At 59.9% G+C, this 24880-nt stretch carries 27 protein-coding genes; 1 reads left to right on the top strand and 26 read right to left on the bottom strand.

The genetic code is table 11. The annotated features are described in order from the left end of the window. Positions 1-53 precede the first annotated feature (53 nt). Positions 54-398: a Grx4 family monothiol glutaredoxin gene (locus AB5Y94_RS03175; protein WP_010673955.1), complete on the bottom strand. Its 345-nt coding sequence runs from the start codon at positions 396-398 to the stop codon at positions 54-56. 286 nt (positions 399-684) lie between these two features. Here AB5Y94_RS03175 and sodB point away from each other — a divergent pair, with 286 nt between their 5' ends. Then, positions 685-1269 carry a superoxide dismutase [Fe] gene (sodB, locus tag AB5Y94_RS03170; protein ID WP_005298860.1) on the top strand — a complete coding sequence of 195 codons (585 nt, stop codon included), beginning with the start codon at positions 685-687 and terminating at the stop codon, positions 1267-1269. 123 nt (positions 1270-1392) lie between these two features. Here the strand turns inward: sodB and AB5Y94_RS03165 are convergent, their stop codons facing one another. From AB5Y94_RS03165 to flhB, 25 genes are all read right to left on the bottom strand, one after another. Next, on the bottom strand, positions 1393-2205 hold the full coding sequence (locus AB5Y94_RS03165; protein ID WP_026140852.1) for a VacJ family lipoprotein: 813 nt from the start codon (positions 2203-2205) through the stop codon (positions 1393-1395). A 79-nt stretch (positions 2206-2284) separates the two neighbouring features. Then, a complete protein-coding gene (gene ccmI, locus AB5Y94_RS03160) occupies positions 2285-3559 on the bottom strand; it encodes a c-type cytochrome biogenesis protein CcmI (RefSeq protein WP_216989179.1) in 1275 nt (424 codons plus the stop codon). After that, on the bottom strand, positions 3556-4035 hold the full coding sequence (locus AB5Y94_RS03155; RefSeq protein WP_005298856.1) for a cytochrome c-type biogenesis protein: 480 nt from the start codon (positions 4033-4035) through the stop codon (positions 3556-3558). The genes ccmI and AB5Y94_RS03155 overlap by 4 nt, the downstream gene beginning before the upstream one ends. A gap of 11 nt (positions 4036-4046) precedes the next feature. Next, a complete protein-coding gene (locus tag AB5Y94_RS03150; RefSeq protein ID WP_005298853.1) occupies positions 4047-4577 on the bottom strand; it encodes a DsbE family thiol:disulfide interchange protein in 531 nt (176 codons plus the stop codon). Continuing rightward, entirely contained in the window at positions 4574-6529 is a 1956-nt protein-coding gene (locus AB5Y94_RS03145) for a heme lyase CcmF/NrfE family subunit (protein WP_017778734.1), read from the bottom strand. The genes AB5Y94_RS03150 and AB5Y94_RS03145 overlap by 4 nt, the downstream gene beginning before the upstream one ends. After that, a complete protein-coding gene (ccmE, locus tag AB5Y94_RS03140) occupies positions 6526-7017 on the bottom strand; it encodes a cytochrome c maturation protein CcmE (protein ID WP_005298847.1) in 492 nt (163 codons plus the stop codon). Before ccmE ends, AB5Y94_RS03145 begins: the two co-directional genes overlap by 4 nt. Continuing rightward, on the bottom strand, positions 7014-7220 hold the full coding sequence (gene ccmD, locus AB5Y94_RS03135; RefSeq protein ID WP_005298845.1) for a heme exporter protein CcmD: 207 nt from the start codon (positions 7218-7220) through the stop codon (positions 7014-7016). Before ccmD ends, ccmE begins: the two co-directional genes overlap by 4 nt. A 2-nt stretch (positions 7221-7222) precedes the next feature. Beyond that, complete coding sequence (locus AB5Y94_RS03130) at positions 7223-7963, bottom strand: heme ABC transporter permease (protein WP_005298843.1); 741 nt, start codon at positions 7961-7963, stop codon at positions 7223-7225. Between the two features lie 163 nt (positions 7964-8126). Continuing rightward, positions 8127-8795: a heme exporter protein CcmB gene (gene ccmB, locus AB5Y94_RS03125; RefSeq protein ID WP_017778735.1), complete on the bottom strand. Its 669-nt coding sequence runs from the start codon at positions 8793-8795 to the stop codon at positions 8127-8129. Positions 8796-8800: 5 nt separating this feature from the next. Further along, on the bottom strand, positions 8801-9436 hold the full coding sequence (ccmA, locus tag AB5Y94_RS03120; protein ID WP_005298840.1) for a cytochrome c biogenesis heme-transporting ATPase CcmA: 636 nt from the start codon (positions 9434-9436) through the stop codon (positions 8801-8803). 163 nt (positions 9437-9599) lie between these two features. Continuing rightward, on the bottom strand, positions 9600-9986 hold the full coding sequence (locus AB5Y94_RS03115; protein WP_010634610.1) for a DUF2802 domain-containing protein: 387 nt from the start codon (positions 9984-9986) through the stop codon (positions 9600-9602). 18 nt (positions 9987-10004) lie between these two features. Beyond that, the gene (locus tag AB5Y94_RS03110) at positions 10005-10493 is read right to left on the bottom strand and encodes a chemotaxis protein CheW (RefSeq protein ID WP_005298836.1); all 489 of its coding nucleotides are present in this window, start codon (positions 10491-10493) and stop codon (positions 10005-10007) included. A gap of 69 nt (positions 10494-10562) precedes the next feature. Beyond that, the gene (locus AB5Y94_RS03105; RefSeq protein WP_139397417.1) at positions 10563-11432 is read right to left on the bottom strand and encodes a chemotaxis protein CheW; all 870 of its coding nucleotides are present in this window, start codon (positions 11430-11432) and stop codon (positions 10563-10565) included. Beyond that, positions 11429-12223: a ParA family protein gene (locus tag AB5Y94_RS03100; protein WP_005298826.1), complete on the bottom strand. Its 795-nt coding sequence runs from the start codon at positions 12221-12223 to the stop codon at positions 11429-11431. The genes AB5Y94_RS03105 and AB5Y94_RS03100 overlap by 4 nt, the downstream gene beginning before the upstream one ends. A 4-nt stretch (positions 12224-12227) precedes the next feature. Continuing rightward, a complete protein-coding gene (locus tag AB5Y94_RS03095; RefSeq protein ID WP_017778738.1) occupies positions 12228-13151 on the bottom strand; it encodes a flagellar motor protein MotB in 924 nt (307 codons plus the stop codon). Between the two features lie 2 nt (positions 13152-13153). Further along, positions 13154-13891: a flagellar motor protein gene (locus tag AB5Y94_RS03090; RefSeq protein WP_010634614.1), complete on the bottom strand. Its 738-nt coding sequence runs from the start codon at positions 13889-13891 to the stop codon at positions 13154-13156. 2 nt (positions 13892-13893) lie between these two features. Continuing rightward, positions 13894-15003, bottom strand: a complete 1110-nt coding sequence (locus AB5Y94_RS03085; RefSeq protein ID WP_010634615.1) for a chemotaxis response regulator protein-glutamate methylesterase — start codon at positions 15001-15003, stop codon at positions 13894-13896. Between the two features lie 32 nt (positions 15004-15035). After that, entirely contained in the window at positions 15036-17231 is a 2196-nt protein-coding gene (locus AB5Y94_RS03080; protein WP_010634616.1) for a chemotaxis protein CheA, read from the bottom strand. Between the two features lie 11 nt (positions 17232-17242). Then, a complete protein-coding gene (locus AB5Y94_RS03075; RefSeq protein WP_005298816.1) occupies positions 17243-17983 on the bottom strand; it encodes a protein phosphatase CheZ in 741 nt (246 codons plus the stop codon). 12 nt (positions 17984-17995) lie between these two features. Further along, complete coding sequence (gene cheY / locus AB5Y94_RS03070; RefSeq protein ID WP_010634617.1) at positions 17996-18379, bottom strand: chemotaxis response regulator CheY; 384 nt, start codon at positions 18377-18379, stop codon at positions 17996-17998. 111 nt (positions 18380-18490) lie between these two features. Then, positions 18491-19210, bottom strand: a complete 720-nt coding sequence (locus tag AB5Y94_RS03065; RefSeq protein WP_005298811.1) for an RNA polymerase sigma factor FliA — start codon at positions 19208-19210, stop codon at positions 18491-18493. Further along, positions 19203-20078, bottom strand: coding sequence for a MinD/ParA family protein (locus AB5Y94_RS03060; RefSeq protein ID WP_010634619.1), 876 nt, complete (start codon positions 20076-20078; stop codon positions 19203-19205). The genes AB5Y94_RS03065 and AB5Y94_RS03060 overlap by 8 nt, the downstream gene beginning before the upstream one ends. A gap of 1 nt (position 20079) precedes the next feature. After that, positions 20080-21492, bottom strand: a complete 1413-nt coding sequence (gene flhF, locus AB5Y94_RS03055) for a flagellar biosynthesis protein FlhF (RefSeq protein ID WP_010634620.1) — start codon at positions 21490-21492, stop codon at positions 20080-20082. 16 nt (positions 21493-21508) lie between these two features. Then, entirely contained in the window at positions 21509-23611 is a 2103-nt protein-coding gene (gene flhA, locus AB5Y94_RS03050; RefSeq protein ID WP_368204796.1) for a flagellar biosynthesis protein FlhA, read from the bottom strand. A 107-nt stretch (positions 23612-23718) separates the two neighbouring features. After that, positions 23719-24849, bottom strand: coding sequence for a flagellar biosynthesis protein FlhB (flhB, locus tag AB5Y94_RS03045; protein ID WP_017766597.1), 1131 nt, complete (start codon positions 24847-24849; stop codon positions 23719-23721). Positions 24850-24880 lie beyond the last annotated feature (31 nt).

Raw genomic sequence — 24880 nt, 5'->3', positions numbered from 1 at the left:
CATAAGAAAAGGGGAGCCGATGGCTCCCCTTTTTGCATGATGCGATGGCGGCCTTATTCGGCGGCTGCGTCATCCTGCTTGTGTTTGGCGGCAGTTTCCTTGATCAGGGTCTGCAGTTCGCCAGCCTGGAACATCTCGATCATGATGTCGCAGCCGCCGACCAGCTCGCCCTCGACCCACAGCTGCGGGAAGGTGGGCCAGTTGGCAAACTTCGGCAACTCGGCGCGGATGTCCGGGTTTTGCAGGATGTCGACGTAAGCAAACGGCTCGCCACAGGACATCAGGGCCTGGGAGGCCTGGGCAGAGAAACCGCAGCTGGGTAGCTTGGGGGAGCCCTTCATGTACAGAATGATGGGGTTTTCAGCCAGCTGCTGTTTGATCTTTTCAATAGTTTCCATAGGTGCCTCACTAGAGCGATTTCGGCGGCCATTCTACTGCAATCCGGGCAGACCACAAACTGGCAAACCGCGACAACAGCAAGAAGTGACGAATCAATACGCCGCAGCTTGATCCGGATCATGGCGAGAATCAAGAGTTGTTAGGCCATCTTTGATGCTGGTACAATCGATGGGCTTTGGGCCAACTGGCCCCATCACTTCAAGAACAATTCTTTTCAAAATAGAAAAGAGTACGCAATGTCTTGCAACCGTCGCCTTCGCACGGCCAGCCAATGGAGAGTAGAAAATGGCATTCGAACTTCCCGCTCTGCCCTATGCAATCAATGCTCTGGAACCGCACATCTCCCAGGAAACTCTGGAATACCACCACGGCAAGCACCACAACACCTACGTGGTCAACCTGAACAACCTGGTGCCGGGTACCGAGTTTGAAGGCAAGTCTCTGGAAGAGATCATCAAGACCTCCACTGGTGGCATCTTCAACAACGCCGCCCAGATCTGGAACCACACCTTCTACTGGCACTGCCTCTCCCCGAACGGCGGTGGCGAGCCCACTGGCGCCCTGGCCGATGCCATCACCAAGGCGTTCGGCTCCTTCGCCGAGTTCAAGGATGCGTTCACCAAGTCTGCCATCGGCAACTTCGGCTCCAGCTGGACCTGGTTGGTGAAAAAGGCTGACGGCTCCCTGGCCATCGTCAACACCTCCAACGCCGGTTGCCCGCTGACCGAAGCCGGTACCACCCCGCTGCTGACCGTCGACCTGTGGGAGCACGCCTACTACATCGACTTCCGCAACCTGCGTCCGAAGTACATGGAAACCTTCTGGGCCCTGGTCAACTGGGAATTCGTGGCCAAGAACCTGGCTGCCTGATAGCGCCACACTCTTGCCAAAACGCCTCGCTCTTGCGGGGCGTTTTTTATGGCGCAAGGGCAGCCAGCGTAGCAAAAAGGCGCCCGCAGGCGCCTTTGTCATTCGAGCCGGGATGCACAGGCATCACTGGTCAATCTCGTCCAGATAGTCATCCAGGTTGCTGTCGTCGCTCTTCTCCTGCGCCGGCGCCTTGAGATCGCTCTGACGGCCAGTCACCTTGTTCTGGTTGTACTGCAGATAGAAGTCCTTGGTCAGGGCGTAAGGATCGAGCGCGTTGTCGATGATCCGCTCCTGATCGATCAGCTTGGAACGGGTACCCAGACCATTCAGCGCCCAGTGCACCGCTTTCAGCGGGAAAGTCAGCAGCGAGTAGGGGAAGTAGAGCACGTCTATGGTATCCCCCACTATCTCGCGGGTGGTGGTGGGGCCATAGACGGGCACCATGACGTAGGCCCCCTCACCTATGTCCATGCGCCCGAGCACGGTAGAGAGCTCCAGCTTGTTGCGCTCGAGGCCCGCATGCTTGGCCACGTCGAAGATCCCCAGCAGACCCACAGTGGTGTTGAGGGTGAAGCGGCCCAGGTTGGTACCCGCCCCCTTCAAGTCGCCGGTCAGCAGGTGGTTGACCATGCTGCTCGGTTCGTTGAAGTTCTCCACCAGATTCTCGATGCCATCCTTCATTCCCTGCGGAACGTATCGGGCGTAGCCGTGCACCACGGGGCGAGCCACGTAGGGCTCAAGCACATCGTAGTTGACGGCCCACATGGCCCGGTTGGCACCCTGAAACGGGTCACGGCTGTCACTGGCCGTGCTGGTCGCTTCGGGCCGGCTCGGCGTCTCCTTGAGGTCAAGGCTCTCGGGGCCCGGCTTGGGCGGGCCGCCAGCACAGCCACCCAGCAACAAGGCCACCGTCAATGCCCCTACACGCACATGCATATGGAAGTCCTAGCTTTTTATTGTGATTAATCTGAATTATAGGCAGCCCGGCCCCATCGAGGGCCGGGCCAGAGGCGTATTAGAGGGCGTGATCGATGCGGATGTCAATCGGCGCTGAAGGAATTGAGCCGGTGGCGACCGGGACCGAGGCCCCTTCGAACGCCCCTTCCTTGTTCATGACGTTGCCGCCACGGGAGAGGCGCGCCTTGAACTGCAGCTCGGGATAGGCGGCCAGCTTGTTGCCCTCCATCATGGCATCACCGTCACCCAGCGACAGCGTCAGCGGGAAGTGCGGGCCCGGGATGCGCTTGACCGCGATGGGCATGGGAGGCCCGTTGGGGATCACCGCAAACACGAACAGATGGGCATCTTCCGGCAGTGCAATGCCATCGGCCAGCGTCACCTTGAGCGGGAACTCGCCGGCCTTCACTTCCAGCACCTGGGCGGAAGCGGTGCTCTGTCCGCTCGCCTCTGCCGGCACGACCGCACTGGCCATGCCGCGTTTCTTCAACTGCTGCTCGGCATAGTCGATGGAGCGCTCCACCATGGTGTAGCGGGTCGAGCCCTTCTCCATCAGCGGCAGCATCTCGCGCCAGCGTTGCAGGGCGGTCTTGAAGTCCTCTTTTTGCAGGGCCATGAAGGCGTAGACGGAGCGCGCCTCTATATTGGCCGGATCCTGGGCGATGGCTCCCCGCAGCAGCTGATCGGCCTGCGCGTCATCCCCTGTCATCATCAGCGCTTGGGCATAGGGCACCGCCACCATCCCCTTCTGTGGTGCCAACCCGTAGGCCCGCTCCAGTGCCTCGCGGGCCATATCGGGATCATTGCCATCCAGCGACAGTCGGCCCAGCAGCAGCCAGCCGCGGTAATCGTTCGGTTCCTCTTTCAGGCGGGTACGCAGGGCCAGGGTGAAGTCCAGCAGATCCTGCTCGGTGACCTCGGCATTGCGCTCCACCAGGATGCGGTTGCTGAGCTCGCCCAACCGGCTGCTGGCGTCCTGCCAGCGGCTGACCTCCTGCCAGGCGCCCAGCTTGTAGTAGAGCCCCAGGCTCACCACCAGCAGCACCAGCACACCCGGGATCCAGATCAGACTCTTGCCGCCGCGAGCGGTCTGCTCCACGTCGGGGATGTCGTCCAGCAGGCTGCGCTGCAACTCGATCAGGGTGTCCTGCTCTTCCGCCAGCACCCCCTGTTCGCGCTCTTCACCGATCTCCAGCAGACGCTGACGATAGAGTTGTTTGTTGAGGGCCGAGCGGCTGATGCTCTGGCGGCCCTCTCCCCGCCACAGGGGCAACACCAGTGCCAGGCTCACCAGCACCAGCAGGGCCGCGATCACTATCCAAAATGCGGTCATTGTTTCTCTTCCTCTTTGAGCAGGGCAGCCAGACGACGCTGCTCCTCCGCGCTCAGGGCGCTATCCGCCGGCGTAGCTGCCGCGGGACGACGGCGACTGCGCACCACCACCAGGACTATGCCCACCACGATCACCAGCAGCGGCCCCAGCCAGAGGATCAGGGTGGAGGCCATCAGCGGCGGGTTGTACAGGATGAAGTTGCCGTAGCGGGCCACCATGTAGTCCACCACCTCCTGCTTCTCCTTGCCCTCGCGCACCATCTGGTAGGTCTTGTCACGCAGGTCCTTGGCCAGGCCCGCATTGGAGTCGGCGATGTCCTGGTTCTGGCACTTGGGGCAGCGCAGCTCCTTGGTCAGTTCACGAAAGGTCTGCTCCTGGGCGTCGTTGTCGAAGGTGTAGACATCGATGGCGGCCAGCGCCTGACCTGCCCCGCCCAGTCCCGCCAGCAGCAGCAGGGATGCAATCAAGATTCTCATCGGGTTCTCCCTCACTTCATGGCGTCATAGATGGGTTTGAGGGTCGATGCCCACACCTCGGGGTTGACGTCACCCACGTGGCGATAGCGGATGATGCCCTGACTGTCGATGAAGAAGGTCTCCGGCGCGCCGTAAACCCCCAGATCCAGCCCCAGCATGCCATCGGGATCATACAGATTGATCTGATAGGGATTACCGAGCTCCGCCAGCCAGTTGATGGCCTTGGCCCGCTCATCCTTGTAGTTCATGCCGACGATGTAGATCCCCTGCCCCGCCAGCTGCTTGAGGTAGGTGTGCTCCCCATAGCAGGTCGGGCACCAGGTGGCCCAGACGTTGAGCAGCATGGGACGCCCCTTGAGGATGCTCCTGTCATGCTGCTTATTGAGGTCATAGATATCCTGCAGGGTGAACACGGGCACTTCCTTGCCCACCATCACGGATTCGAGCTTGGTGGGATCGGAATAGAGCCCCTTGAACAGAAACACGGCTCCCAGCAGAAAGACGATGAAGGGGATCAGAAACAACCAGGTCTTCTTGCTCATGCCTTGGCCTCCTCTTCACGACGACCGAAACGGTAGCGCTTGTCCAGCATCGCCAGCACGCCGCCAATGGCCATGAAGACGCCACCGAACCAGATCCAGCGCACGAAGGGTTTGTAGTAGATCCGCACCGCCCAGGCGCCGTTGTCGAGCTGCTCGCCAAGGGCCGCATAGAGGTCACGGGTAAAGCCGGCATCGATGGCCGCCTCGGTCATCGGCATCCGGGTCACCTTGTACATGCGCTTCTCCGGCTTGAGCAGAGCCACCTGCTTGCCATCCTTGTGCACTTCCAGCACGCCCTTGAAACCGTCGTAGTTGGGGCCGTTCTTCTCCTTGATACCGGTAAAGACGAACTCATAATCGGCAAAATGAACCCGATCGCCGGCCTGCATGCGCAAGTCCTTCTCGATGCTGTAGTTCTGGGTGCAGGCGATGCCGATAATGCTCACCGCAAGACCCACGTGGCCCAGGATCATGGCCCAGTGGCTGTTGCCAAGGCGCCGCACACCGACGGCAAAGCTGTGTTTGTGGGTGGCGCGCGCCCAGGTTTCCTGCACGCTGGTGACGATGATCCAGGCGCCAAGCCCGATACCGAGCGCAGCCCAGGGCTTGAACTCCTCGGCCAGCAGCAGCGGCAGCAGGATGGCGGTGGCCAGGCTCAGCAGGAGCGCCAGGACCACCTTGCCCTTGAGCTCGCCCAGCTCCTGACGGCGCCAGCGAAACAGCGGGCCGACCCCCAGCAACAGGGCGAACGGGATGATCAGCCAGCTGTAGATGTGATTGAAGAAGGGGGTGCCGATGGAGATGCTGCCCAGCCCCAGCTCCTTGTGCACCAGCGGCAGCAAGGTGCCGAGCAGCACGGTCAGCAGGCCCGCCACCAGCATGATGTTGTTGCCAAGCAGCAGGGTCTCGCGGCTCCACAGCTCGTGCTTGCCGTGGCTTCTTACCTGGGAGCCCTTGAAGGCGAACAGCAGCAAGGATGAACCTATCACCGCCAGCAGGAAGCCCAGAATGAACAGGCCGCGGGTCGGGTCTGAGGCAAACGCATGCACCGAGACCAGCACGCCGGAGCGCACCAGGAAGGTACCGAGCAGGCTCAGGGAGAAGGCCGAGAGCGCCAGCAGCACGGTCCAGGCCTTGAAGGTGGCGCGTTTTTCACTGACTGCCAGCGAGTGCAGCAGGGCGGTGCCGGCCAGCCAGGGCATGAAGGAGGCGTTTTCCACCGGATCCCAGAACCACCAGCCGCCCCAGCCGAGCTCGTAATAGGCCCACCAGGAGCCGAGCACGATACCCAGCGTCAGGAAGACCCAGGCTGCCATGGTCCAGGGACGCGACCAGCGTGCCCAGGTGGCATCGAGCCGGCCGGTCATCAGGGACGCGATGGCGAAAGCAAACGCCACCGAGAAGCCCACATAGCCCATGTAGAGCATGGGCGGGTGGAAGATGAGACCCGGGTCCTGCAGCAGCGGGTTGAGATCGCGCCCATCCACCGGGAAATAGGGCAAGGTGCGGGTGAAGGGGTCGGAGGTAAACAGTACGAAGGCGGTGAAACCGACCGAGATGAGGCCGAGCACCCCGAGCACCCGCGCCACCGCGTCGAGCGGCAGGCGGCGGCTGAACATGGCGACCGCTGCGGTCCAGCCCCCCAGCGTCAGCACCCACAGCAGCAGGGAACCTTCATGGGCTCCCCACACCGCGGAGATGCGGTAGGCCAGCGGCAGCAGGCTGTTGGAGTTGGTGGCCACATACTGCACGGTGAAGTCGTTGTCGATGAAGGCCCAGGTCAGGCAGAGGAACGACAGCAGCAATAGCAGAAACTGGGCATAGGCCAGCGGGCGGGCCGCCGACATCATGCCAAGGCGCCCCCATTTGGCCCCGAGCAGCGGATAGCTGCCCAGCAGCAGGGCGGTGGCAAACGCCAGGATCAGCGAGAACTGTCCTAATTCCGGGATCATTGCTTGCTCCCCTTCAACTGCGCGTCGGTATATTCCGGTTTGAAGTGCATGCCGTTGGTGGCATCGGCCACTTCCGGCGGCATGTAGTTTTCATCGTGCTTGGCTAGCACCTCGAAGGCGGCGACCGTGGTGGCATCCTTGAGGGTGCCCTGGGCGACGATGCCCTGCCCTTCGCGGAACAGATCCGGCAGGATGCCGTCAAACTCGACGGTCACCAGATGCCCACCATTGTCCACCAGCTTGAAGGCCACCTTGAGGCTCTGGGGATCCCGCTGCACCGAGCCAGGTACCACCAGACCCCCGATGCGCAGGCGCTGCCCCTCTTCCGGCTTGATCTTGTCCGGTCCCTTGCCCTCCACCAGCTCGCTCGGGGTATAGAAGAGATCAATATTCTGACTGAGGGCATAGAGCACCAGGCCGATCACGGCAGCGAGGCCGGCACTGATCGCCAGGATGATGGTGAGGCGTTTTTTGCGTCTCGGGTTCATAGGGTGTTCTCCATCTGCTGGGCCGCCTTGCGACGAGCCTCGCGCGCCTGCTTGCTGCGCAATTCGCCGAGCAGGCTGCGGGTTTTCATACGGGTGGAAATGACGATGCCGACCAGGCAGAGCAGGGTCAGACCGAAGGAGAGCCAGACGTAGAAGGCGTAACCGCCCATCGCCAGAAAGTCACTGAATGAGGCAAAGTGCATGCTTACTTCTCCTGCTCGGCTATCTCTTTGACCCAGGGGCGGTGCCACTCCCGCATCAAGAGCTCGTTTCGAAAACGCATCAGGGAGAGAGCCCCGAGGAAGGCGGCAAAGGCCAGGATCATGATGAGCAGCGGCCACAGCATCTCGGGGGAGATGGAGGGCTTGTCAAACTTGGTGATGGTGGCGCCCTGATGCAGGGTGTTCCACCACTCCACCGAGTAGTGAATGATGGGCAGGTTGATCACCCCCACCAGCGCCAGGATACCGGCGGCCCGGCCGGCCAGCACCTTGTCGCTGAAGGCGTTGTAGAGGGCGATGACCCCCAGGTAGAGGAACAGCAGGATCAGCTCGGAGGTGAGCCGCGCATCCCACACCCACCAGGTGCCCCACATGGGTTTGCCCCAGGCGGCACCGGTAAACAGCGCGATGAAGGTAAACACGGCACCGACCGGCGCGATGGCGGCCACCGTCATGTCGGCCATCCGCAGCTGCCACACCAGACCGATGAAGGCCGCGACCGCCATGGTGGAGTAGGCCCCCATGGAGAGAATGGCGGCGGGAACATGGATGTAGATGATCCGGAAGGAGTCACCCTGCTGGTAATCGGCAGGGGCGAACGCCAACCCCCAAAGGGTGCCGATGATGAATGCCAGCAGGCTGGTCACGGCAAACCAGGGCAGCAAGGTCCCTGCCAGCTGGTAAGCGCGCTCGGGTTTAGCGTAAGGGTGCAACCATTTCCACATAGCTCACAAAACCTTTCTGTTATTAATATCGTGGCGAGGCCTACCTTACTCACTGCCGGAAAACATCACATCCCCCGAAAGCAATAAGCAGCCATCCTCTTGATCTATCTCAATTATATTTTTTATAACGGCCCTTCCATGGCCACTTTTTCAGACGCTTTCATCAATTCACGCTGACCCGCAGCGCCGCCGAGACCGCCAACGGGGTCAGGGTGAGCGCACCGGCCAGCATGGCCCCCAGAATCGCCAGCTGCCCCGAATAGGGCAGCCCCATCCCCGCCGCATCGATGGCGGAGGTGGCAAAAATCAGTACCGGAATATAGAGCGGCAGGATCAGCAGGCTGAGCAACACTCCCCCTTTGCGCAGACCCACGGTGAGGGCCACCCCGATCGCCCCGAGCAGGCTCAGCACGGGAGTGCCCAGCGCCAGGGTTGCCACCACCGCCAGATAAGTGTGCATGTCCAGCGACAGCAGGATGGCGAGCAGCGGGGAGATGAGCAACAGCGGCAGGCCGGTCAGCAACCAATGAGCGATCACTTTGGCCAGCGCCAGCAAGCCCAGCGGATGGGGCATCAACATCATCTGCTCCAGCGCGCCATCGCCGAAGTCGTCGCGAAACAGCCGCTCCAGGGAGAGCATGGCCGCCAGCAGGGCCGCCACCCAGATGATGCCGGGGGCAATGCGGGCCAGCAGCTTGGGCTCGGGGCCGATCCCCAGCGGAAACAGGGTGATGACGATGAGAAAGAACCAGAGCGGGTTGAGGATGTCGGAGCGCTGGCGCAGGGCCATCAGCAGCTCACGGTGGATCAGGTGCATTACGGCGCGCAACATCAGAACTACTCCTGCAGCAAGGGCGTGAGAGAGAGGGTCTTCAGCCGTCCCTGCATCAGGGTCATGTCCTGATGGGTGGTGAGGATCACCATGCCCCCCCGCTCGGCATGGGTCAGGAACAGCCGCTCCAGCACCTTCACCCCCTGCTTGTCGATGGCGGTGAACGGCTCGTCCAGGATCCAGAGTGCCGGCTGGTCACTCAGCCACAGACGAGCCAGCGCGACGCGGCGCTGCTGACCGGCGGAGAGCTGACCGGTGGGGTTGTCTTCAAAGCCGGCCAGACCAACCTGGGCCAGCACCCGCCACAGATCCACGCTGGTATCGGCCGCATGGTGCAGTTTCTGGTAGAAGGCGAGGTTTTCAAGCGGTGTCAGGGCAGCCTTGACGCCTGGCTGATGACCGAGATAGAGCAGATTGGCGTGATATTCGTCGCGGCAATGGCGAATATTCTCGCCATTCCAGCACACTTCACCGGCAAAAGGCTGAGACAGGCCAGTCAGCAAGCGTAGCAGGCTGGTCTTGCCCACGCCGTTGGGACCTTCAATTTGCACCAGATCACCGGGAGCCACCGCAAAGGAGAGATGTTCAAACAGAGTGCGATCTTCACGCACGCAGCTCAGGTTGTGAATTTGAAGCAGCATGAGGATGTAATCAGTGAAAAGAAGCGGCCTGCATATTAACACAGTATCGGGAAGCGTCTTTTCAAAGATGCCAATTATCAGCAGGATTTGTGGGGGAGATCCCGCCTTGGAGAGCCGCAAAGCGGGGCGGGAAAATCAGGAAGGCAGATGCCTTCCCGATAGATCATGAGCGGCCTTTTCGCAATGAAATCAACAATTCAGCCTCGGCCTTTGGCAATTCACACTCGTTCATGACCTCGTCGAGGTCGGCACCGAGCTCCACCATCTTGGCGGCCCGGCTGTACAGGCGGCGTTCCGGATCCTGCAGGGTAAGCTCCTGCTGGCGGTCATTGACCTGCTGCATGGCCCCTTCGACGGATTGCAGACGCTGGCCCATGCCGATGGCTCCGGTATGCAGCTCCATCATCTGCTTGCGCAGACTCTCGAGCTGACCCTGCAGCAGCTCCACCCTGGCCTCGGACTCTCGCTGGCCACGTCGGCTGCCTAACACCCCGTACAGGGCCAGCGCCAACGCCAGCAAGGACACCCCCAAGGCGGCAATTTCAATCATCAACACATCATCTTCCTATCAGAGGGAACCGATATCTTCCCACTCTTCATCGGAGAGCAGCTTGTTCAGATCGACCAGGATCAGCAGCTGGCCATCGCGATTGCTGACCCCCTGAATGAACTTGGCGCTCTCTTCGGTACCCACGGCCGGGGCCGCATCGATCTCGGATGAACGCAGATAGACCACCTCGGCCACGCTGTCGACCATGATGCCGATAACCTGCTTCTCCGCCTCGATGATGACGATGCGCGAGTTTTCACTCACATCGCCAGAAGGCAGGCCGAAGCGGGAACGGGTGTCGATGACGGTCACCACGTTGCCGCGCAGGTTGATGATGCCCAGCACGTATTCGGGGGCACCCGGCACAGGGGCGATCTCGGTGTAGCGCAGCACCTCCTGCACCTGCATCACGTTGATGCCGTAGGTTTCATTTTCCAGCTGGAAGGTGACCCATTGCAGCACTTCGTCTTCGGCCAGATTCTGTGCAATATTGCGCTTTTCTGTCATGTTTTTATTCCTTTTATGAAAACGTCTACTGGTAAAACTAGCAATAAAACAGCCCGAGTGCAGAAGTTATCAGCGACCTTCTATGTTGACCCCGCGCTCCAGTAACAGGAGCAATTCCTTCACGTGCAGCAGGGCACACATCTTCTCCTTGACCATGCCGGCCAGCCAGGGACGTTTGCCCTCCTGATGGCGCCATTTGACCTGATCACGGTGCAATAACTCGGTTCCCTTCAGATGATGGCAGGCCAGTCCCCAGGGGGATTCACCCAACATGATCAGATACTTGTAGTCATCTATTTCCAGATGCTGGCCCGGCATGACCCACTGCGCCGTGTCCACCACGTTCATCTTCTGCTCGCGGGACGTCATGATCCCCTTGTACCAGCTGGGCTGGCCAAAGAGGGATGACACCTCCCCCAGCTGATGAATACCGCCAAGCTCGGTCAACGGCACGGCAAAGGTGACGCCGGCCACTTCAAAGAACAGGGCCTGAAACTCCTTGCCGGTATCAATGTTTTCCCAGGTGGAGGGGGCAACCTCCTCCTGTGGCGCCAGCGCCACCTCGGTCTCCGTCACCACCAGAGTCGCGGGATCCGCCGCCACCGGCTCAGGCATCTCCTCGGGCCAGACCGGCTCAACCGGCAGCAAGGCATCTTCGGCCTCGATCTGCAGCGGTTCAGTGACCACCTCTTCATGGCTCAGGGCGTCGATTTCATATTGTACCTGACCGACCTGGGCCAGCAGTTCACTCAACTGTTCCAGCCGCTGATCCGCCTCCAGATAGGGCTGCGCCACTTTCTCGGCAACCGGCAGGGGCTTGCGCTGCAACTGGATGACGGGCGCGGAGTCAGGCTCGTCGGCATCAAGCAGCAGGGCATCCTCCAGCAGCAGGGAGTGGAAGTAGTCATCCATGGCCCGGACTTGGGTGGTATCTCTCATGATGTCACCTCATGAGCACGCTGGCGCTCTTGCGCATCAAGATAGTTGAGCAGCGTCTCATAGGCGTAGGTGCCGCGGCTGCTCGGCGAATAGATGGAGGGGGGAATGTGAAGCAAACTGGCATCCCGAAACTTGGTATCTATGGGTATGACGGCATTCCAGACCGCGCTCCCGTGCTGCTCCTTGATGGACTGCAGGGTCATCAGCGAGGCGCGGGTTCGCTTGTCAAACATGGTGGGAATGACGGTATAGCGGAACTTCTCCCGCTTGGAGCGCTGCATGATTTCAAACGTCTTCATCATCCGCTCCAACCCCTTGAGCGCCAGGAACTCGGTCTGCACCGGCACCAGGATCCGGTCACAGGCCGCCAGCGCATTCACCATCATGACCCCCAGCACGGGCGGGCAGTCGATCAGCACATAGTCGTATTGATCCTGGATGCGCAGCAGTGCCCGCTTGAGCACCAGCCCCATCCCTTCCCGATTGCCCATCACCCGATCCAGCGTGGCCAGGGTAATGGAGGCGGGCAGCAGGTGGATGTTCTCAAACTTGGTACGCAGCGTCAGTTTATTGACGAGCTCCGCCGTGGGCTTGACCGCCTGGAACAGCTCATAGAGGGTGCCATCCAGCCGATCGGAGTCAAAGTCGAGATATGAGGTCAGGGAAGCATGAGGGTCGGTGTCGATCAACAGCACCCGCTGACCACGCTGAGCCAGAATACCGGCCAACGAGACCACCGTGGTGGTTTTACCGACCCCACCTTTTTGGTTGGCAACCGTCCAAACAATCACTGTATCAATCCTGCCTCGTTGTTATGCGTATGCCACCACCTGGCAGCGAGATCACCTTGACCTCTCCTGCCTCGACTGCCTGCTGAACTGCCGGGACCGGCTCCTCCGTCACTGGCTGAACGGGAGGAGTCGGCGTCGGAGGTGGTACCCAGGCGAACTTGGAAATAGCGACCACCACCTTGCGATTCTGTAAACGCCCCTGCTCGGTACTGTTGTCCGAGAAGGGAGAGAACTCCCCGTACGCCTCGTAAGCAAGTCGCTGCGGGGCTATCCCCTTGGCGATGAGCGCAGTGAGTACGGCCTCCGCCCTTGCTGCCGACAACGTCCAGTTGGAGCGAAAAATTTCATTATTTATCTGCTGGTTATCCGTGTAACCCCGCACTCTCACATAGTTATCGACCGGTTTCAGGATACTTGAAAGAGTATTGAGCACCGGATCTGCATTGGAGCTCATAAACGCGCTGCCACTGCCAAACAGCAGGCCGGAACTCAGCTCCACCGTCAGCCAGTTGTCATCCTGTGTCAACTTGACTACCCCGGCATCCACCAGAGACCCCATGTTCTCCTGCAGTTGCGAATCTATCTTCGCAAGAGTCATACCATCTTGCAGAATGGGAACACCAGAAATAGGAGCCTGCGAGGGTGAACGGGCCTTGGCACTTTCCAGCACAGAGGTTGCGGCGGACACTTCATTGTTCAGCAGCGACTTGCCCTGCCCCTCCAGCAAGCCATCGCTGCGGGGCTGCATCACATTGAATGCCTGGGTCATGCCGTCGATGACGGCACGATACTTGTCCTTGTTGACCAGTGCCACCGAGTAGAGCACCACGAACAGGGCGAAGATCAGCGTCATGTAGTCGGCGTAGGAAACCAGCCAGCGGTCGAGGTGTTCCCGACCTTGCAGATGCAAACGATAGCGCTTGCGCATGGCTACTCTCCCTTCAGATAAGCCTTCAACCGCCGTTCAACCTGGGGGCCATTCTCGCCATGGGCGATGGCCATCAGGCCTTCCAGCGTCATCTCCTGAAACAGGGCGTAATGATAGTGAAAAGCACGCAAGCGATTGGCGATCGGCAAGTAGAGCAGGTTGGCAAAGCCGACCCCGTAAATGGTGGCAACGAAGGCGACGGCAATGCCAGCACCGAGAGCGGCGGGCTCCTCCAGATGAAACATCGCCTGGATCAGCCCGATGACGGCACCTATGATGCCGATGGTCGGACTGTATCCCCCCATGGCCTCGAAGACCCTGGCAGAGTGCTCGTTGCGCTCCTGCTCGATATCGATATCCGCTTCCAGCAACATGCGAATGTCGTCTACCGAAACCCCGTCCACTATCATGGTGAGGCCATGACGGGTAAATTCGTCACTCTCCTGCTCGGCCTGATTCTCCAGCGCCAGCAACCCTTGCTGGCGTGCAAAGATAGCCCAGGATTGCAATCTCTCGGCCTGAGCGACCAGATCCCAGTCCGGCGGCAGCACCATCCAGCGGGTCTGCCTGATCGCTTCCAGCAGGAACTTGCGCGGCGTCTGCAAAATGACCGCCCCCCAGGTTCCCCCCACCACGATGACAAACGCGGGTCCATCGAGCAGGGTCAACAGGTTGCCGCCATGCCACAATTGGGCAATGGCAATGGCTCCCAGTGCCAGGATCAGGCCAAACATGCCCATCGTTAGCGGCCCAGCTCAACCAGGATACGTTGTGCGACCCGATCCAGCGGCAGCGATTCAGTGGCAATCCCGGCTTTGGCAACCGCCTGCGGCATGCCATAAACCACACAGGACGCTTCATCCTGCGCCCAGATGGTGGAGCCCTGCTCCTTGAGCAGACGCGCACCATCTCGACCGTCCGCCCCCATCCCGGTCAACACGATGGCAAGCACCTTGTCGGCATAGGTCTTGGCGGCAGAGGCGAAGGTAATGTCGACACACGGCTTGTAGTTGACCTTGTCATTGCCATCGACGATGCGGATGCGGGCACCGGCACCACGACCTTCCAGCAGCATCTGTTTGCCGCCGGGGGCCAGGTAGGCGTGTCCGGGCTTGAGCACATCCCCATCTTCCGCTTCCTTGACGCCTATCTGGCACAGGCCATTGAGGCGTGCGGCAAAGGCCGCGGTGAAGGTTGCCGGCATGTGCTGGATAAGCAGGATCGGATGCGGGAAATCGCCGGGCAGCTTGGTCAGCACATTCTGCAGGGCGACCGGGCCGCCGGTGGAAGTACCAATGGCCACCAGCTGATAACTCTTGCCGCTGCGCTTGAATGCGGCCACCGGAGCAGCACGCTGCGGCTCAGCCTGACGCTCTGCCGTACGTGGCGCATTCAGAGGTGTCCTGGCCACAGGCTCGGGCGCCTTCGGGCGTGACGGCGCAGACATCAGGAAGCGCTTGCGTGAAATCTCCTTGACCCGCTGCTGCAACAGACGGACGGCTTCATCCTTGTCACGGGCAATGTCTTCGAATTTCTTGGGCAGAAAGTCGAGCGCCCCTGCATCGAGCGCATCGAGCGTGGCTTTGGCCCCTTCATGGGTCAAAGAAGAGAACATCAGGATCGGCGTGGGGCACTTGGCCATGATCTCACGCACGGCACTGATGCCATCCATCACCGGCATCTCTATGTCCATGGTGATCACGTCAGGACGCAACTGCTGTGCCTTTTCTACCGCTTCCCGCCCATTTTGGGCCGTGTCGATGACCGTCAGCATGGGATCCTGAGTGATGATCTCGCTGACCCGACGACGGAAGAAGCTTGAATCGTCGACAACTAATACCTTGATTGCCATTGTTATTCTTCTAACTCCTTGAGCCTGGGGTATCAATGTCTACGGGCGTACGCCTTGAGCAGACTCGGCACATCCAGGATGAGCGCAATACCGCCGTCGCTGGTGATGGTCGCCCCGGCCATGCCGGGAGTCCCCTGCAACAGGCTGTCCAGCGGCTTGATCACCACCTCTTCCTGGCCAATCAGATTGTCCACGACAAAACCGATCTGCTGGGTACCAATCTGGACAATCACCACGTGGCCCGTATCCTGACGCGATTTTCGGTTTTTGCCTCTGACCAGCCAGTTGTGCAGATAGAACAATGGGATGGCCTTCTCGCGCACTATGATGGTGAGCTGTCCATCCACCATGTTGGCCTTTTTCAGATCCAGATGGAAAATCTCGTTCACGCAGCCCAGCGGCAGCGCGAAGGTCTGTTCGCCCACTTCCACCATCAGGGTCGGCAGGATCGCCAGGGTCAGCGGCACCTTGATCTCGAGACGGGTGCCCTTGCCCCAGGTCGAATCGATATGCACCGAGCCATTCAGGCTGACGATGCTGGTCTTCACCACATCCATCCCGACGCCACGGCCGGAGATATCGGAGATTTCTGACTTGGTCGAGAAGCCGGGAGCAAAGATCAGGTTGTAGGCATCGTTGTCGCTCATGCGTGCCGCAGTATCGGCATCCAGCACACCGCGGCTGATGGCGATGGACTTGAGCTTCTCGGGATCCATCCCTGCACCATCATCCTCGATGCAGAGCAGGATATGATCGCCCTGCTGGGACGCGCTCAGGGTAATGGTACCTTGCCGTGGCTTGCCCGCCTTCTCGCGGACATCCGGCATCTCGACGCCGTGGTCGCAAGAGTTGCGCACCAGGTGAACCAGCGGGTCGGCAAGGGCCTCCACCAGGTTCTTGTCGAGATCGGTCTCTTCACCGACCATTACCAGCTCGATCTCTTTCTTGAGGGTACGGGCCAGATCCCGCACCACCCGTGGGAAGCGACCAAATACTTTCTTGATAGGCTGCATGCGGGTCTTCATCACCGCGCCTTGCAGATCCGCCGTCACCACATCCAGGTTGGCAACGGCTTTTGACATGTCTTCATCGTTGCTGGCGATGCCGAGGCTCACCAGACGGTTTCGTACCAGCACCAGCTCACCCACCATGTTCATGATGACGTCCAGCGTCTTGGTATCCACCCGTACCGTAGTGTCGCTTTGCACCGCACTGTCGGCGGGCGCTGGCGCAGCCTGCTTGGATGGCGCCGGAGCAGGAGCCGGTTTTGCCGCTGCCGGCGCGGCGGCGGGCTTGGCCGCAGCAGGCGCAGGAGCTGGTTTTGCCGCTGCCGGCGCCGGAGTAACCGGTGCTGCCGGCGCTGGAGTCTGGGGCGCCGCCGGGGCAGACATGCTGCTCTGCGGACTCTGACCGCGACCGTGCAGTTCATCCAGCAGACGTTCGAACTCATCGTCATCGATCAGCTCGTCCACCTCTTTCTGTACCGATTTCAGCGGGTTGACTTCGGGAGCGCCACCGTGCTGACCCTGACCATGGAGCTGGTCAAGCAAGGCTTCAAACTCGTCATCTGTGATGTCGCCGGAACTCGGCGCGGCAGGGCTGGCTGCAGCGGTAGGTGCCCCCCCGACGCCATGCAACTCGTCAAGCAGGCGTTCAAACTCATCGGCCGAGATCTCATCAATAGAACCACCACCGCTGACCACGGAGGCCTCTTGCGCGGGTTCCGGAACGGCCGCAGGCTCCGGCTCGGCAATCAGAGCCACCTCTTCAGCCACGGGAGCGGCAGCCTCCACCGGAGCACTGCTGCCTGCAGAGGCAGTCAACAGCTGCTCTTCCCCTTCGGGTTTGCAGAGCTCGTGTAGATCATGAAGGATTTCGGCGGACGCAGGGCTAGGCGGTTCGCGATTCTGCACCTGGGCGAACATCACATTGATGGCATCCAGGGCCTGCAGGATCACGTCCATCAACTCGGCGGTCACGGTCCGCTTGCCGTTGCGCAAGATGTCGAACACGTTCTCGGCACCGTGGCAGACGTCCACCAGTTCGGTCAGCGAGAGAAAACCGGCGCCGCCCTTGACGGTATGGAAGCCGCGAAATATGGCATTCAACAGATTCTTGTCATCGGGTCGCTTTTCCAAGTCGACCAGTTGTTCAGACAACTGTTCCAATATTTCGGATGCTTCGACCAAAAAGTCTTGCAGTATGTCTTCATCAACTTCGAAGGCCATGCGTCACTCCATTAAAATCCCAGGCTAGACAGCAGATCGTCCACATCATCCTGACCATTGACCACATCGGAACGAGTCTCAGGGTTCATGATGGGGCCTTCGGCTTCAATCCCGCTTACAGGAAGGCTGCGAGAAGAATGCTCGGCAGATGCCTCACCAAACATAGTCAGCATTTCTATTAATTTAGTTTCAACTTCCTGGACCAACTTGATGACCTTGCGGATCATTTGGCCGGTCAAATCCTGAAAATCTTGCGCCATCAGGATTTCTGTCAGCAGTTGCCGTAATTTATCGGCATCAGATTCAGAAGCCTTAATAAAATCATCCAGTTGGTGACACAAAGACTTGAATTGACCAACACTCATGTCTCTGCTCATCAGGGCATTCCAGTTGGGCAGAACGAGTTGAATGTTGTCATTTAACCGATCGGCAATGGGCAGACTGGCTTCCACCGCATCCATGGTGCGATTGGCAGCCTTGTCCGTCATGTCGATAACATAGCTGAGGCGCTCCCGCGCATCGGGAATTTCATGGGTGGCCAGATCGGGGATCCTGGGATCCAGCCGAAAATCTTGTAGGGAATCATGCAGTTGTCGGGTCAACTGACCCACTTTGTCAAACAGGGCCGCCGCATTGGGTGCACACGCATCGGCGATGAGAGTGTCGGCCTGTTCGAATTCACCTTGCTCAAGATGGGCAACAAGCATCCTTGCCTGATCGAGCGAAATCATTGCACTCGTTTTGGCCTTCATCCCTGCTGCTCCTTAGCCGATTCGTTCAAAGATTTTGTCGAGTTTCTCTTTGAGCGTTGCAGCAGTGAAAGGCTTGACGATATAACCATTGACGCCTGCCTGGGCGGCTTCAATGATCTGCTCGCGCTTGGCTTCGGCAGTCACCATCAGTACCGGCAGGTGTTTGAGCTTGTCATCGACGCGAATAGCCTTGAGCAAGTCGATGCCTTGCATGCCAGGCATGTTCCAGTCGGTCACGACAAATTGAAAATCGCCATTTTTCAACATTGGCAAGGCCGTGTTGCCATCGTCTGCTTCGTGGGTGTTGTTGAATCCCAGGTCACGCAGCAAGTTCTTGATAATCCGGCGCATCGTTGAAAAATCGTCAACAATGAGGATTTTCATGTTCTTGTCCAAAATTCCCTCCTAAATAGCCGCCAGAGCGGCTCACTTACATGATGCAGATCGCAGGTTTTGTTTTGCGGATTATGCCTTAGAGTTTTGTTTCAGTGTAGCCAGTACAAACACTTATACATGCCAATCTCTTAAACGCGCGCGTAATCTGTGCATCGCCTGACTGTGTATCTGGCTCACGCGAGACTCGCTGACGTTCAATACCTCGCCTATTTCACGCAAGTTCAGTTCTTCATCGTAGTAAAGGGAGAGCACCAGCGCTTCCCGTTCCGGCAGGCGGGCAATGTGTTCAGCCAGCGCCCCCTGGAAACGTTCGGCCGCCAGTTCATCAAAGCCGTTGCTGCCCGGCTCGTCATCGGGGTGGCCGATGACGTCCTCACTGACACCAAGATCCTCGATGCCGATGATCTTGCCGCAGGACACATCCTGCAGCATGGTGTGATACTCGGCGAGGCTGACCCCCATCTGGGCGGCCACTTCGGTGTCGCGAGCATCACGACCGTGGGTTTGTTCAACATTTTCGATGGCTTCGGCTATGGTGCGGCTGTTGCGGTGCACCGAGCGCGGCACCCAGTCACCGCGCCGGATCTCGTCCAGCATGGAGCCGCGGATGCGGATCCCGGCGTAGGTTTCAAAACTGGCCCCCTTGCTGCCATCAAAGTTGCGGGAGGCTTCGAGCAACCCAATCATACCTGCCTGGATCAGGTCATCCAGCAAGACACTGCTTGGCAGGCGAGCCAACAAATGCTGGGCGATCCGCTTCACCAGCGGAGCATGGCGCTCGACCAGCACGTAGGAATCCTGATGACGCAAGTACGCTTGGGCTTTATTCACGGGAACCTTCCTGTGCTATGACCGGCTTTTGCAGCAAATTTTCCAGGAAAAATTCGAGATGACCGCCGGGTTGGTTAGGAATGGGCCAGCTTGCCGCCTTGTTGGCCAGCGCTCTGAATGCCAGTGCGGCCGGAGACTTGGGGAAGGCTTCGACAATCAGCTTCTGCTTGCGCACGGCAGCCCGCAGATTGGTGTCATAAGGCACGCAGGCGACCAGCTCCAGCGAGGTATCCAGGAAGCGGTCGGTCACCCGGGTCAGCTTGGCGTAAAGCTCCTGCCCTTCGCGCAAGGAACGCACCATGTTGGCCACCACCTTGAAGCGAAACACTCCGTGCTCCTTGGAGAGGATCTTGATGAGCGCGTAGGCATCCGTGATGGAGGTCGGTTCATCGCAGACCACCACCATGATGTCCTGGGCAGCGCGGGTGAAACTCAACACCATGTCGGAGATGCCCGCCGCGGTATCCACCAGCAGGATGTCGACCTGGGTCTTCATCTCGCTGAAGGCGCGGATAAGTTCGGCGTGTTGCACCGGCGAGAGCTCGACCATGGACTGGGTGCCCGAGGTCGCCGGCACTATCATCATGCCGTAAGGGCCTTCGACTATGATGTCGTCGATGGTGCACTCACCCGCCAATACATGGGAGAGGTTGCGATGCACCCGCAGCCCCAGCATGACGTCCACGTTGGCGAGGCCAAGGTCGGCGTCCAGCACCATCACCCGTTTGCCTTGTGCGGCCATGGCTCCCGCCACGTTCAGGGTTACGTTGGTCTTGCCGACGCCCCCCTTGCCACCAGACACGGCGATCACTTTTACTCGATTGTTTTGACGCATTTTGCGCAGACCACTCGCCTGATCCATATACATGTTACTCATAAAACTCCGAATCTTCGGCCTCGCCAAAGCCTGTGCCCCAGAAATAGGGTTCTTCTGTTTCCCGCTCCAGCGAGCCCATGGCAGCTCCGACGAGCTGCGCCGCATTGGCGACCTGAATATCTTCCGGAACCCTTTGTCCATCAGTGATATAGCTGATGGGCAACGCATTCTGGATACACACGTTAATCACTTCGCCCAGATTCAGACTCTCATCCAATTTGGTAAGTATGCAGCCGCTCAATGGAATACGCCGGAAATGGTCCACCGCTTCCTGCATCACCCGACGCTGGGAAGTGGCAGACATCACCAGGTAGCTGCGGATGCGCACCTTGGCATTCTTGACCAGGGTATCGAGCTGCTCGGTCAGCCGGATATCCCGCTGCCCGACCCCCGCCGTGTCGATCAGCACCAGCCGGCGGTGGCGGAACTGATAGAGGGCATTGGCTAGCTCCTCGGCATCACGCACCTGGCGCACCGGGCAGCCCATGATGCGACCATAGGTCTGCAGCTGTTCATGGGCCCCGATCCGGTAGTTGTCGGTGGTGATGAGGGCCACCTGCTCGGCACCGTACTTCATGGCAAACCGCGCCGCCAGTTTGGCGATGGTGGTGGTCTTGCCCACCCCGGTCGGCCCGAGCAGAGCAACCGCCCCGCCCTGGCGCAGAATCTCGTCTTCACTGATCTTGAGCTGGGCCGTCAGTACCTCGGCCAGCTGGGCCATGGCCTGATGGATCGGCATATCCTCGGGGATCATGCCGGCCAGCTGATCGGCGAAGGCATCGTCGAAGCCCATCTTTTTGAGCTCCTTGATGAGCAGGGCGCGCATCGGCTCGCGGCGCTCCACCTCCTGCCACATCAGGCCGGAGATCTGGTGCTCCAGCAGCTTGCGGATGCTGGCCATCTCCTTGCGCATCCCCTCCATCTCCTGATCCCGCTGAGGGGATTGGGGAGCACGACCGGGCGCGGCAGCCCTCGCCTTCGGCTTGGCCGGTTCGGGAGCATTTCCCCACTGTCCCTGTTCGGCCAGAGTGCGGGGAGCACCGCTGGCGGCGGCAGGCGCAACGCCGTTGAGCCCCTGGCCGGCCGGGTTCAGTTTTTGCTGGCGGGCCAGCAGGGCGGCCAGGGTATCGGCATAGTGTTCATTCTGCTCTTTGGCCGGGCTCGGCGCGGAGCGCGTCATCTGCCGGCCGGCAGACGAGATATTGACGCTCTCATCGTTCAACTGACGGCGAACCGGCGCGTCCTTGGGTCCCGGCACCTGGGACTGATAATCGACAGCGGCGACTATCTCCACCCCACCGGTAACCTTCTTGTTGGACATGATGACGGCATCGGGCCCGAGAGTCTCCTTGACCTCGGCCAGAGCCGTTCGCATGTCCTTGGCAAAAAACCGCTTAATCTTCACCCGTCATCTCCGCTAACTAGCTCTGTCCTACCGCACTGACGATGCGGATTTGCTTGTCATCAGGCACTTCCTGATAAGACAGAACGCGTAATCCAGGAATGGCATTCTTGACAAATTTCGCCAGGGTATTGCGCAGTATCCCTGATGTCAGAAGCACGGCCGGCTGGCCTTCCAGTTCTTGTCGTTGTGTGGCTTCCACCAGCGAGCGCTGCATCCGCTCTGCCAGTCCCGGCTCGATACCGGCACCATCACCACCCCCTGCCTGCAGGGATTGATGCAATATGCGTTCCAATTCCGGTGCCAAGGTGATCACCGGCAGTTCGGGATCCGGTCCGGCAATCTCCTGCACGATCAGGCGCCGCAGGGCGATACGGCAGGCGGCCGTCAGCACTTCCGGATCCTGGCTGCGCGGGGCATATTCCACCAGGGTCTGCAGGATAGTGCGCATATCGCGGATTGGCACGCCTTCATTGAGCAAATTCTGCAATACCTTCACCAGGTTACCCATGGAGATGACCTCAGGAACCAGCCCTTCCACCAGCTTGTTCTGATGCTTCCCTATCATGTCGAGCAGTTGCTGCACTTCATCATGACCCAGCAGCAGAGCGGCATGGTTGGAGAGGATTTGGCTGAGGTGAGTGGCCACCACGGTCGCGGTATCCACCACGGTATAGCCCAGGGTCTGCGCCTGGGAGACCTGCTCCTTGGCGACCCACACCGCCTCCAGCCCGAAGGCGGGGTCCCGGGTGGCAATACCCTGGATCTGGCCGAACACCTGACCCGGATTGATGGCCATTTCCTTATCATGGTAAACATTGGCCTCGCCGGTACTGACCCCCATCAAGGTGATGCGATACTGGTTCGGGGCGAGATCCAGGTTGTCACGGATATGCACCGCAGGCACCAGAAAACCCAGCTCCTGGGAGAGCTTCTTGCGCACCCCCTTGATCCGGTTGAGCAGCTCGCCGCCCTGATTGCGGTCCACCAGCGGGATGAGCTGATAACCCACCTCCAGTCCGATGATGTCCACCGGCATCACGTCGTCCCAGCTCAAGTCTTTCTGCTCGTGAGGCTGCTCCGCGTTCGCCGGCATCAGCTCGCCCTTGGCGGCCTTGGCGGCCAGCTGTTTCTCGCGGCGCAGCAGCCACCAGGCACCGGCGGCGGCGACGCCACCCAGGCTCAGAAACGCCAGATGGGGCATGCCGGGCACGCTACCCATCATCAGCAGGATACCGGCCGAGATGATGAGGGCTCTGGGGTTGTCGAACAGTTGACCCAGCACCGCGGTACCCATGTCCTGATCGGTATTCTGACGGGTGACGATGATGGCGGCGGCGATGGAGAGCAAGAGCGACGGGATCTGGGCGACCAGACCATCACCTATCGCCAACAGGGTGTAGATCTGGGCCGCTTCGCCGAAGCTCAGCTGGTGTTGCACCATGCCGATGATGAAACCGCCCAGGATGTTGATGAAGAGGATCATGATGCCCGCCACCGCATCCCCTTTCACGAATTTCGAGGCACCGTCCATGGAGCCGTAGAAGTCGGCTTCCTGGGTCACGTCCTGACGACGCTTCTTGGCCTCTTCCTGATTGATGAGGCCGGCGTTCAGATCCGCGTCGATGGCCATCTGTTTGCCGGGCATGGCATCCAGGGTGAAGCGTGCACTCACCTCGGAGATCCGGCCCGCACCCTTGGTGACCACCACGAAGTTGATGATCATCAGGATCATGAAGACGATGATGCCGACCGTGTAGTTGCCGCCGATCACCACGTTGCCGAAGGCCTCGATCACATGGCCGGCCGCCGCACTGCCGTTGTGGCCTTCCAGCAGCACCACCCGGGTAGAGGCGACGTTGAGGGCAAGACGCAGCAGAGTGGCTATCAGCAACACGGTCGGAAAGGCGGCAAATTCCAGCGGCCGGCGGGTGTAGACCGCCACCAGCAGCACCACGATGGAGAGGGCGATGTTGAAAGAGAAGAGGATATCCAGCATCAGCGGCGGGATGGGCAGCACCACCATGCCAAGGGAGGCCAGCACCAGCAGCGGCGTCCCCACGCCCTTGGTCAACAGCCACTTGTACTCTTTGATACGGCCCAATGATGCCTGGAGTTTCATCGTTTTTCTCAATCTCAAACCGCTGATGCCAGATTAAAGCAAACATCAAGCCAATAATGCAACGCATTGAAATACAATGCTTTTATTTTGACTGTGTCAGAAGTTTGTCATTTGCGAAATTCAGGCGGGATGGGCAGATCCTTGGCCAGCGGATTGGGGCGACGACCACGGCCACGGCGGAACTTCCTGAGCTGATAGACATAGGCCAGCACCTGGGCCACGGCGGCAAACAGCCCCTCCGGGATCTCGTGGCCTATCTCGGTAGCATGGTAGATGGCGCGGGTCAGCGCCGGAGAGGGCATCACAGGGATCTCGTACTCTCGGGCTATCTCCCTGATCTTCATTGCGATTTCATCGGTACCCTTGGCTACCACCTTGGGCGCGCTACCGGGCTTGGCGGAATCGTACTTGAGCGCCACCGAGTAGTGGGTCGGGTTGGTGATCACCACGTCCGCCTTGGGCACGTCCCCCATCATGCGGCGCATCGCCATCTCCATCTGCAGGCGACGGATCCGCCCTTTCACCTCGGGTTTGCCCTCGCTGTCCTTGAACTCGTCCTTGACCTCCTGCTTGGTCATCTTGAGCTGGCGCATGTGGTTCCACTGCTGGAACGGCACGTCGATGGCGACGATGGGAATGAGGGCGCAGCAGAGGATGATCAGCATCCACAGCAGCAGATCCAGCGCGTCTATGATGCCGCCCGGGTAGCCCTCGAGGGAGAGGTTGAGCAGGTGGTTGAACTGGCTGGAGAGCATCCACCAGGCGAACAGGGTGATGAACACCACCTTTGCGATGGACTTGATCAGCTCGACCAGGGACTGCACCCCGAACATCCGCTTGATGCCGTTGAGGGGGCTCAGCTTGCTCCACTTGGGCAGCATGGCCTCGGAGGAGAAGTTCATCCCCCCCATCAGCACGTTGCCGACGAAGGCCGCGATGGCCACCAGCATGAACAGCAGACCAAGAGGCTGCAGCAGTTCGCGCAGCAGGGCCGGCAGCATGGTCATCATGGCGTTGGGATCGAACGCCTGCTCCCTGTCCAGGGTAAAGCCCATGGTGAGCACTTTGACCATGGCGCCGGCCAGGCTCTCCTTGACCATCAGCAGGCCGAATACGGCCGCCAGCAGGACGCTGGCGGTGCCCAGCTCCTTGGATCGTGCAATCTGCCCTTTTTCCCGGGCTTGTTGCAGTCGTTTGCCCGTGGGTTGTTCGGTACGTTCCTGATCGGTATCAGCCATGCTGACCCCCGCACAGGTTGAGTGGGCGAGC

Source organism: Aeromonas sp. s5 (assembly GCF_040907865.1).
Lineage (GTDB): Bacteria > Pseudomonadota > Gammaproteobacteria > Enterobacterales > Aeromonadaceae > Aeromonas > Aeromonas dhakensis.
This window is presented reverse-complemented; position numbering and strand designations above follow the sequence as displayed.

What these genes read in the sequence shown, in the direction of transcription:
- AB5Y94_RS03175 (WP_010673955.1), bottom strand. Translation starts at nt 398, where the DNA reads ATGGAAACTATTGAAAAGATCAAACAGCAGCTGGCTGAAAACCCCATC.
- sodB (WP_005298860.1), top strand. Translation starts at nt 685, where the DNA reads ATGGCATTCGAACTTCCCGCTCTGCCCTATGCAATCAATGCTCTGGAA.
- AB5Y94_RS03165 (WP_026140852.1), bottom strand. Translation starts at nt 2,205, where the DNA reads ATGCATGTGCGTGTAGGGGCATTGACGGTGGCCTTGTTGCTGGGTGGC.
- ccmI (WP_216989179.1), bottom strand. Translation starts at nt 3,559, where the DNA reads ATGACCGCATTTTGGATAGTGATCGCGGCCCTGCTGGTGCTGGTGAGC.
- AB5Y94_RS03155 (WP_005298856.1), bottom strand. Translation starts at nt 4,035, where the DNA reads ATGAGAATCTTGATTGCATCCCTGCTGCTGCTGGCGGGACTGGGCGGG.
- AB5Y94_RS03150 (WP_005298853.1), bottom strand. Translation starts at nt 4,577, where the DNA reads ATGAGCAAGAAGACCTGGTTGTTTCTGATCCCCTTCATCGTCTTTCTG.
- AB5Y94_RS03145 (WP_017778734.1), bottom strand. Translation starts at nt 6,529, where the DNA reads ATGATCCCGGAATTAGGACAGTTCTCGCTGATCCTGGCGTTTGCCACC.
- ccmE (WP_005298847.1), bottom strand. Translation starts at nt 7,017, where the DNA reads ATGAACCCGAGACGCAAAAAACGCCTCACCATCATCCTGGCGATCAGT.
- ccmD (WP_005298845.1), bottom strand. Translation starts at nt 7,220, where the DNA reads ATGCACTTTGCCTCATTCAGTGACTTTCTGGCGATGGGCGGTTACGCC.
- AB5Y94_RS03130 (WP_005298843.1), bottom strand. Translation starts at nt 7,963, where the DNA reads ATGTGGAAATGGTTGCACCCTTACGCTAAACCCGAGCGCGCTTACCAG.
- ccmB (WP_017778735.1), bottom strand. Translation starts at nt 8,795, where the DNA reads ATGTTGCGCGCCGTAATGCACCTGATCCACCGTGAGCTGCTGATGGCC.
- ccmA (WP_005298840.1), bottom strand. Translation starts at nt 9,436, where the DNA reads ATGCTGCTTCAAATTCACAACCTGAGCTGCGTGCGTGAAGATCGCACT.
- AB5Y94_RS03115 (WP_010634610.1), bottom strand. Translation starts at nt 9,986, where the DNA reads ATGATTGAAATTGCCGCCTTGGGGGTGTCCTTGCTGGCGTTGGCGCTG.
- AB5Y94_RS03110 (WP_005298836.1), bottom strand. Translation starts at nt 10,493, where the DNA reads ATGACAGAAAAGCGCAATATTGCACAGAATCTGGCCGAAGACGAAGTG.
- AB5Y94_RS03105 (WP_139397417.1), bottom strand. Translation starts at nt 11,432, where the DNA reads ATGAGAGATACCACCCAAGTCCGGGCCATGGATGACTACTTCCACTCC.
- AB5Y94_RS03095 (WP_017778738.1), bottom strand. Translation starts at nt 13,151, where the DNA reads ATGCGCAAGCGCTATCGTTTGCATCTGCAAGGTCGGGAACACCTCGAC.
- AB5Y94_RS03090 (WP_010634614.1), bottom strand. Translation starts at nt 13,891, where the DNA reads ATGGGCATGTTTGGCCTGATCCTGGCACTGGGAGCCATTGCCATTGCC.
- AB5Y94_RS03085 (WP_010634615.1), bottom strand. Translation starts at nt 15,003, where the DNA reads ATGGCAATCAAGGTATTAGTTGTCGACGATTCAAGCTTCTTCCGTCGT.
- AB5Y94_RS03080 (WP_010634616.1), bottom strand. Translation starts at nt 17,231, where the DNA reads ATGGCCTTCGAAGTTGATGAAGACATACTGCAAGACTTTTTGGTCGAA.
- AB5Y94_RS03075 (WP_005298816.1), bottom strand. Translation starts at nt 17,983, where the DNA reads ATGAAGGCCAAAACGAGTGCAATGATTTCGCTCGATCAGGCAAGGATG.
- AB5Y94_RS03060 (WP_010634619.1), bottom strand. Translation starts at nt 20,078, where the DNA reads ATGTATATGGATCAGGCGAGTGGTCTGCGCAAAATGCGTCAAAACAAT.
- flhA (WP_368204796.1), bottom strand. Translation starts at nt 23,611, where the DNA reads ATGAAACTCCAGGCATCATTGGGCCGTATCAAAGAGTACAAGTGGCTG.
- flhB (WP_017766597.1), bottom strand. Translation starts at nt 24,849, where the DNA reads ATGGCTGATACCGATCAGGAACGTACCGAACAACCCACGGGCAAACGA.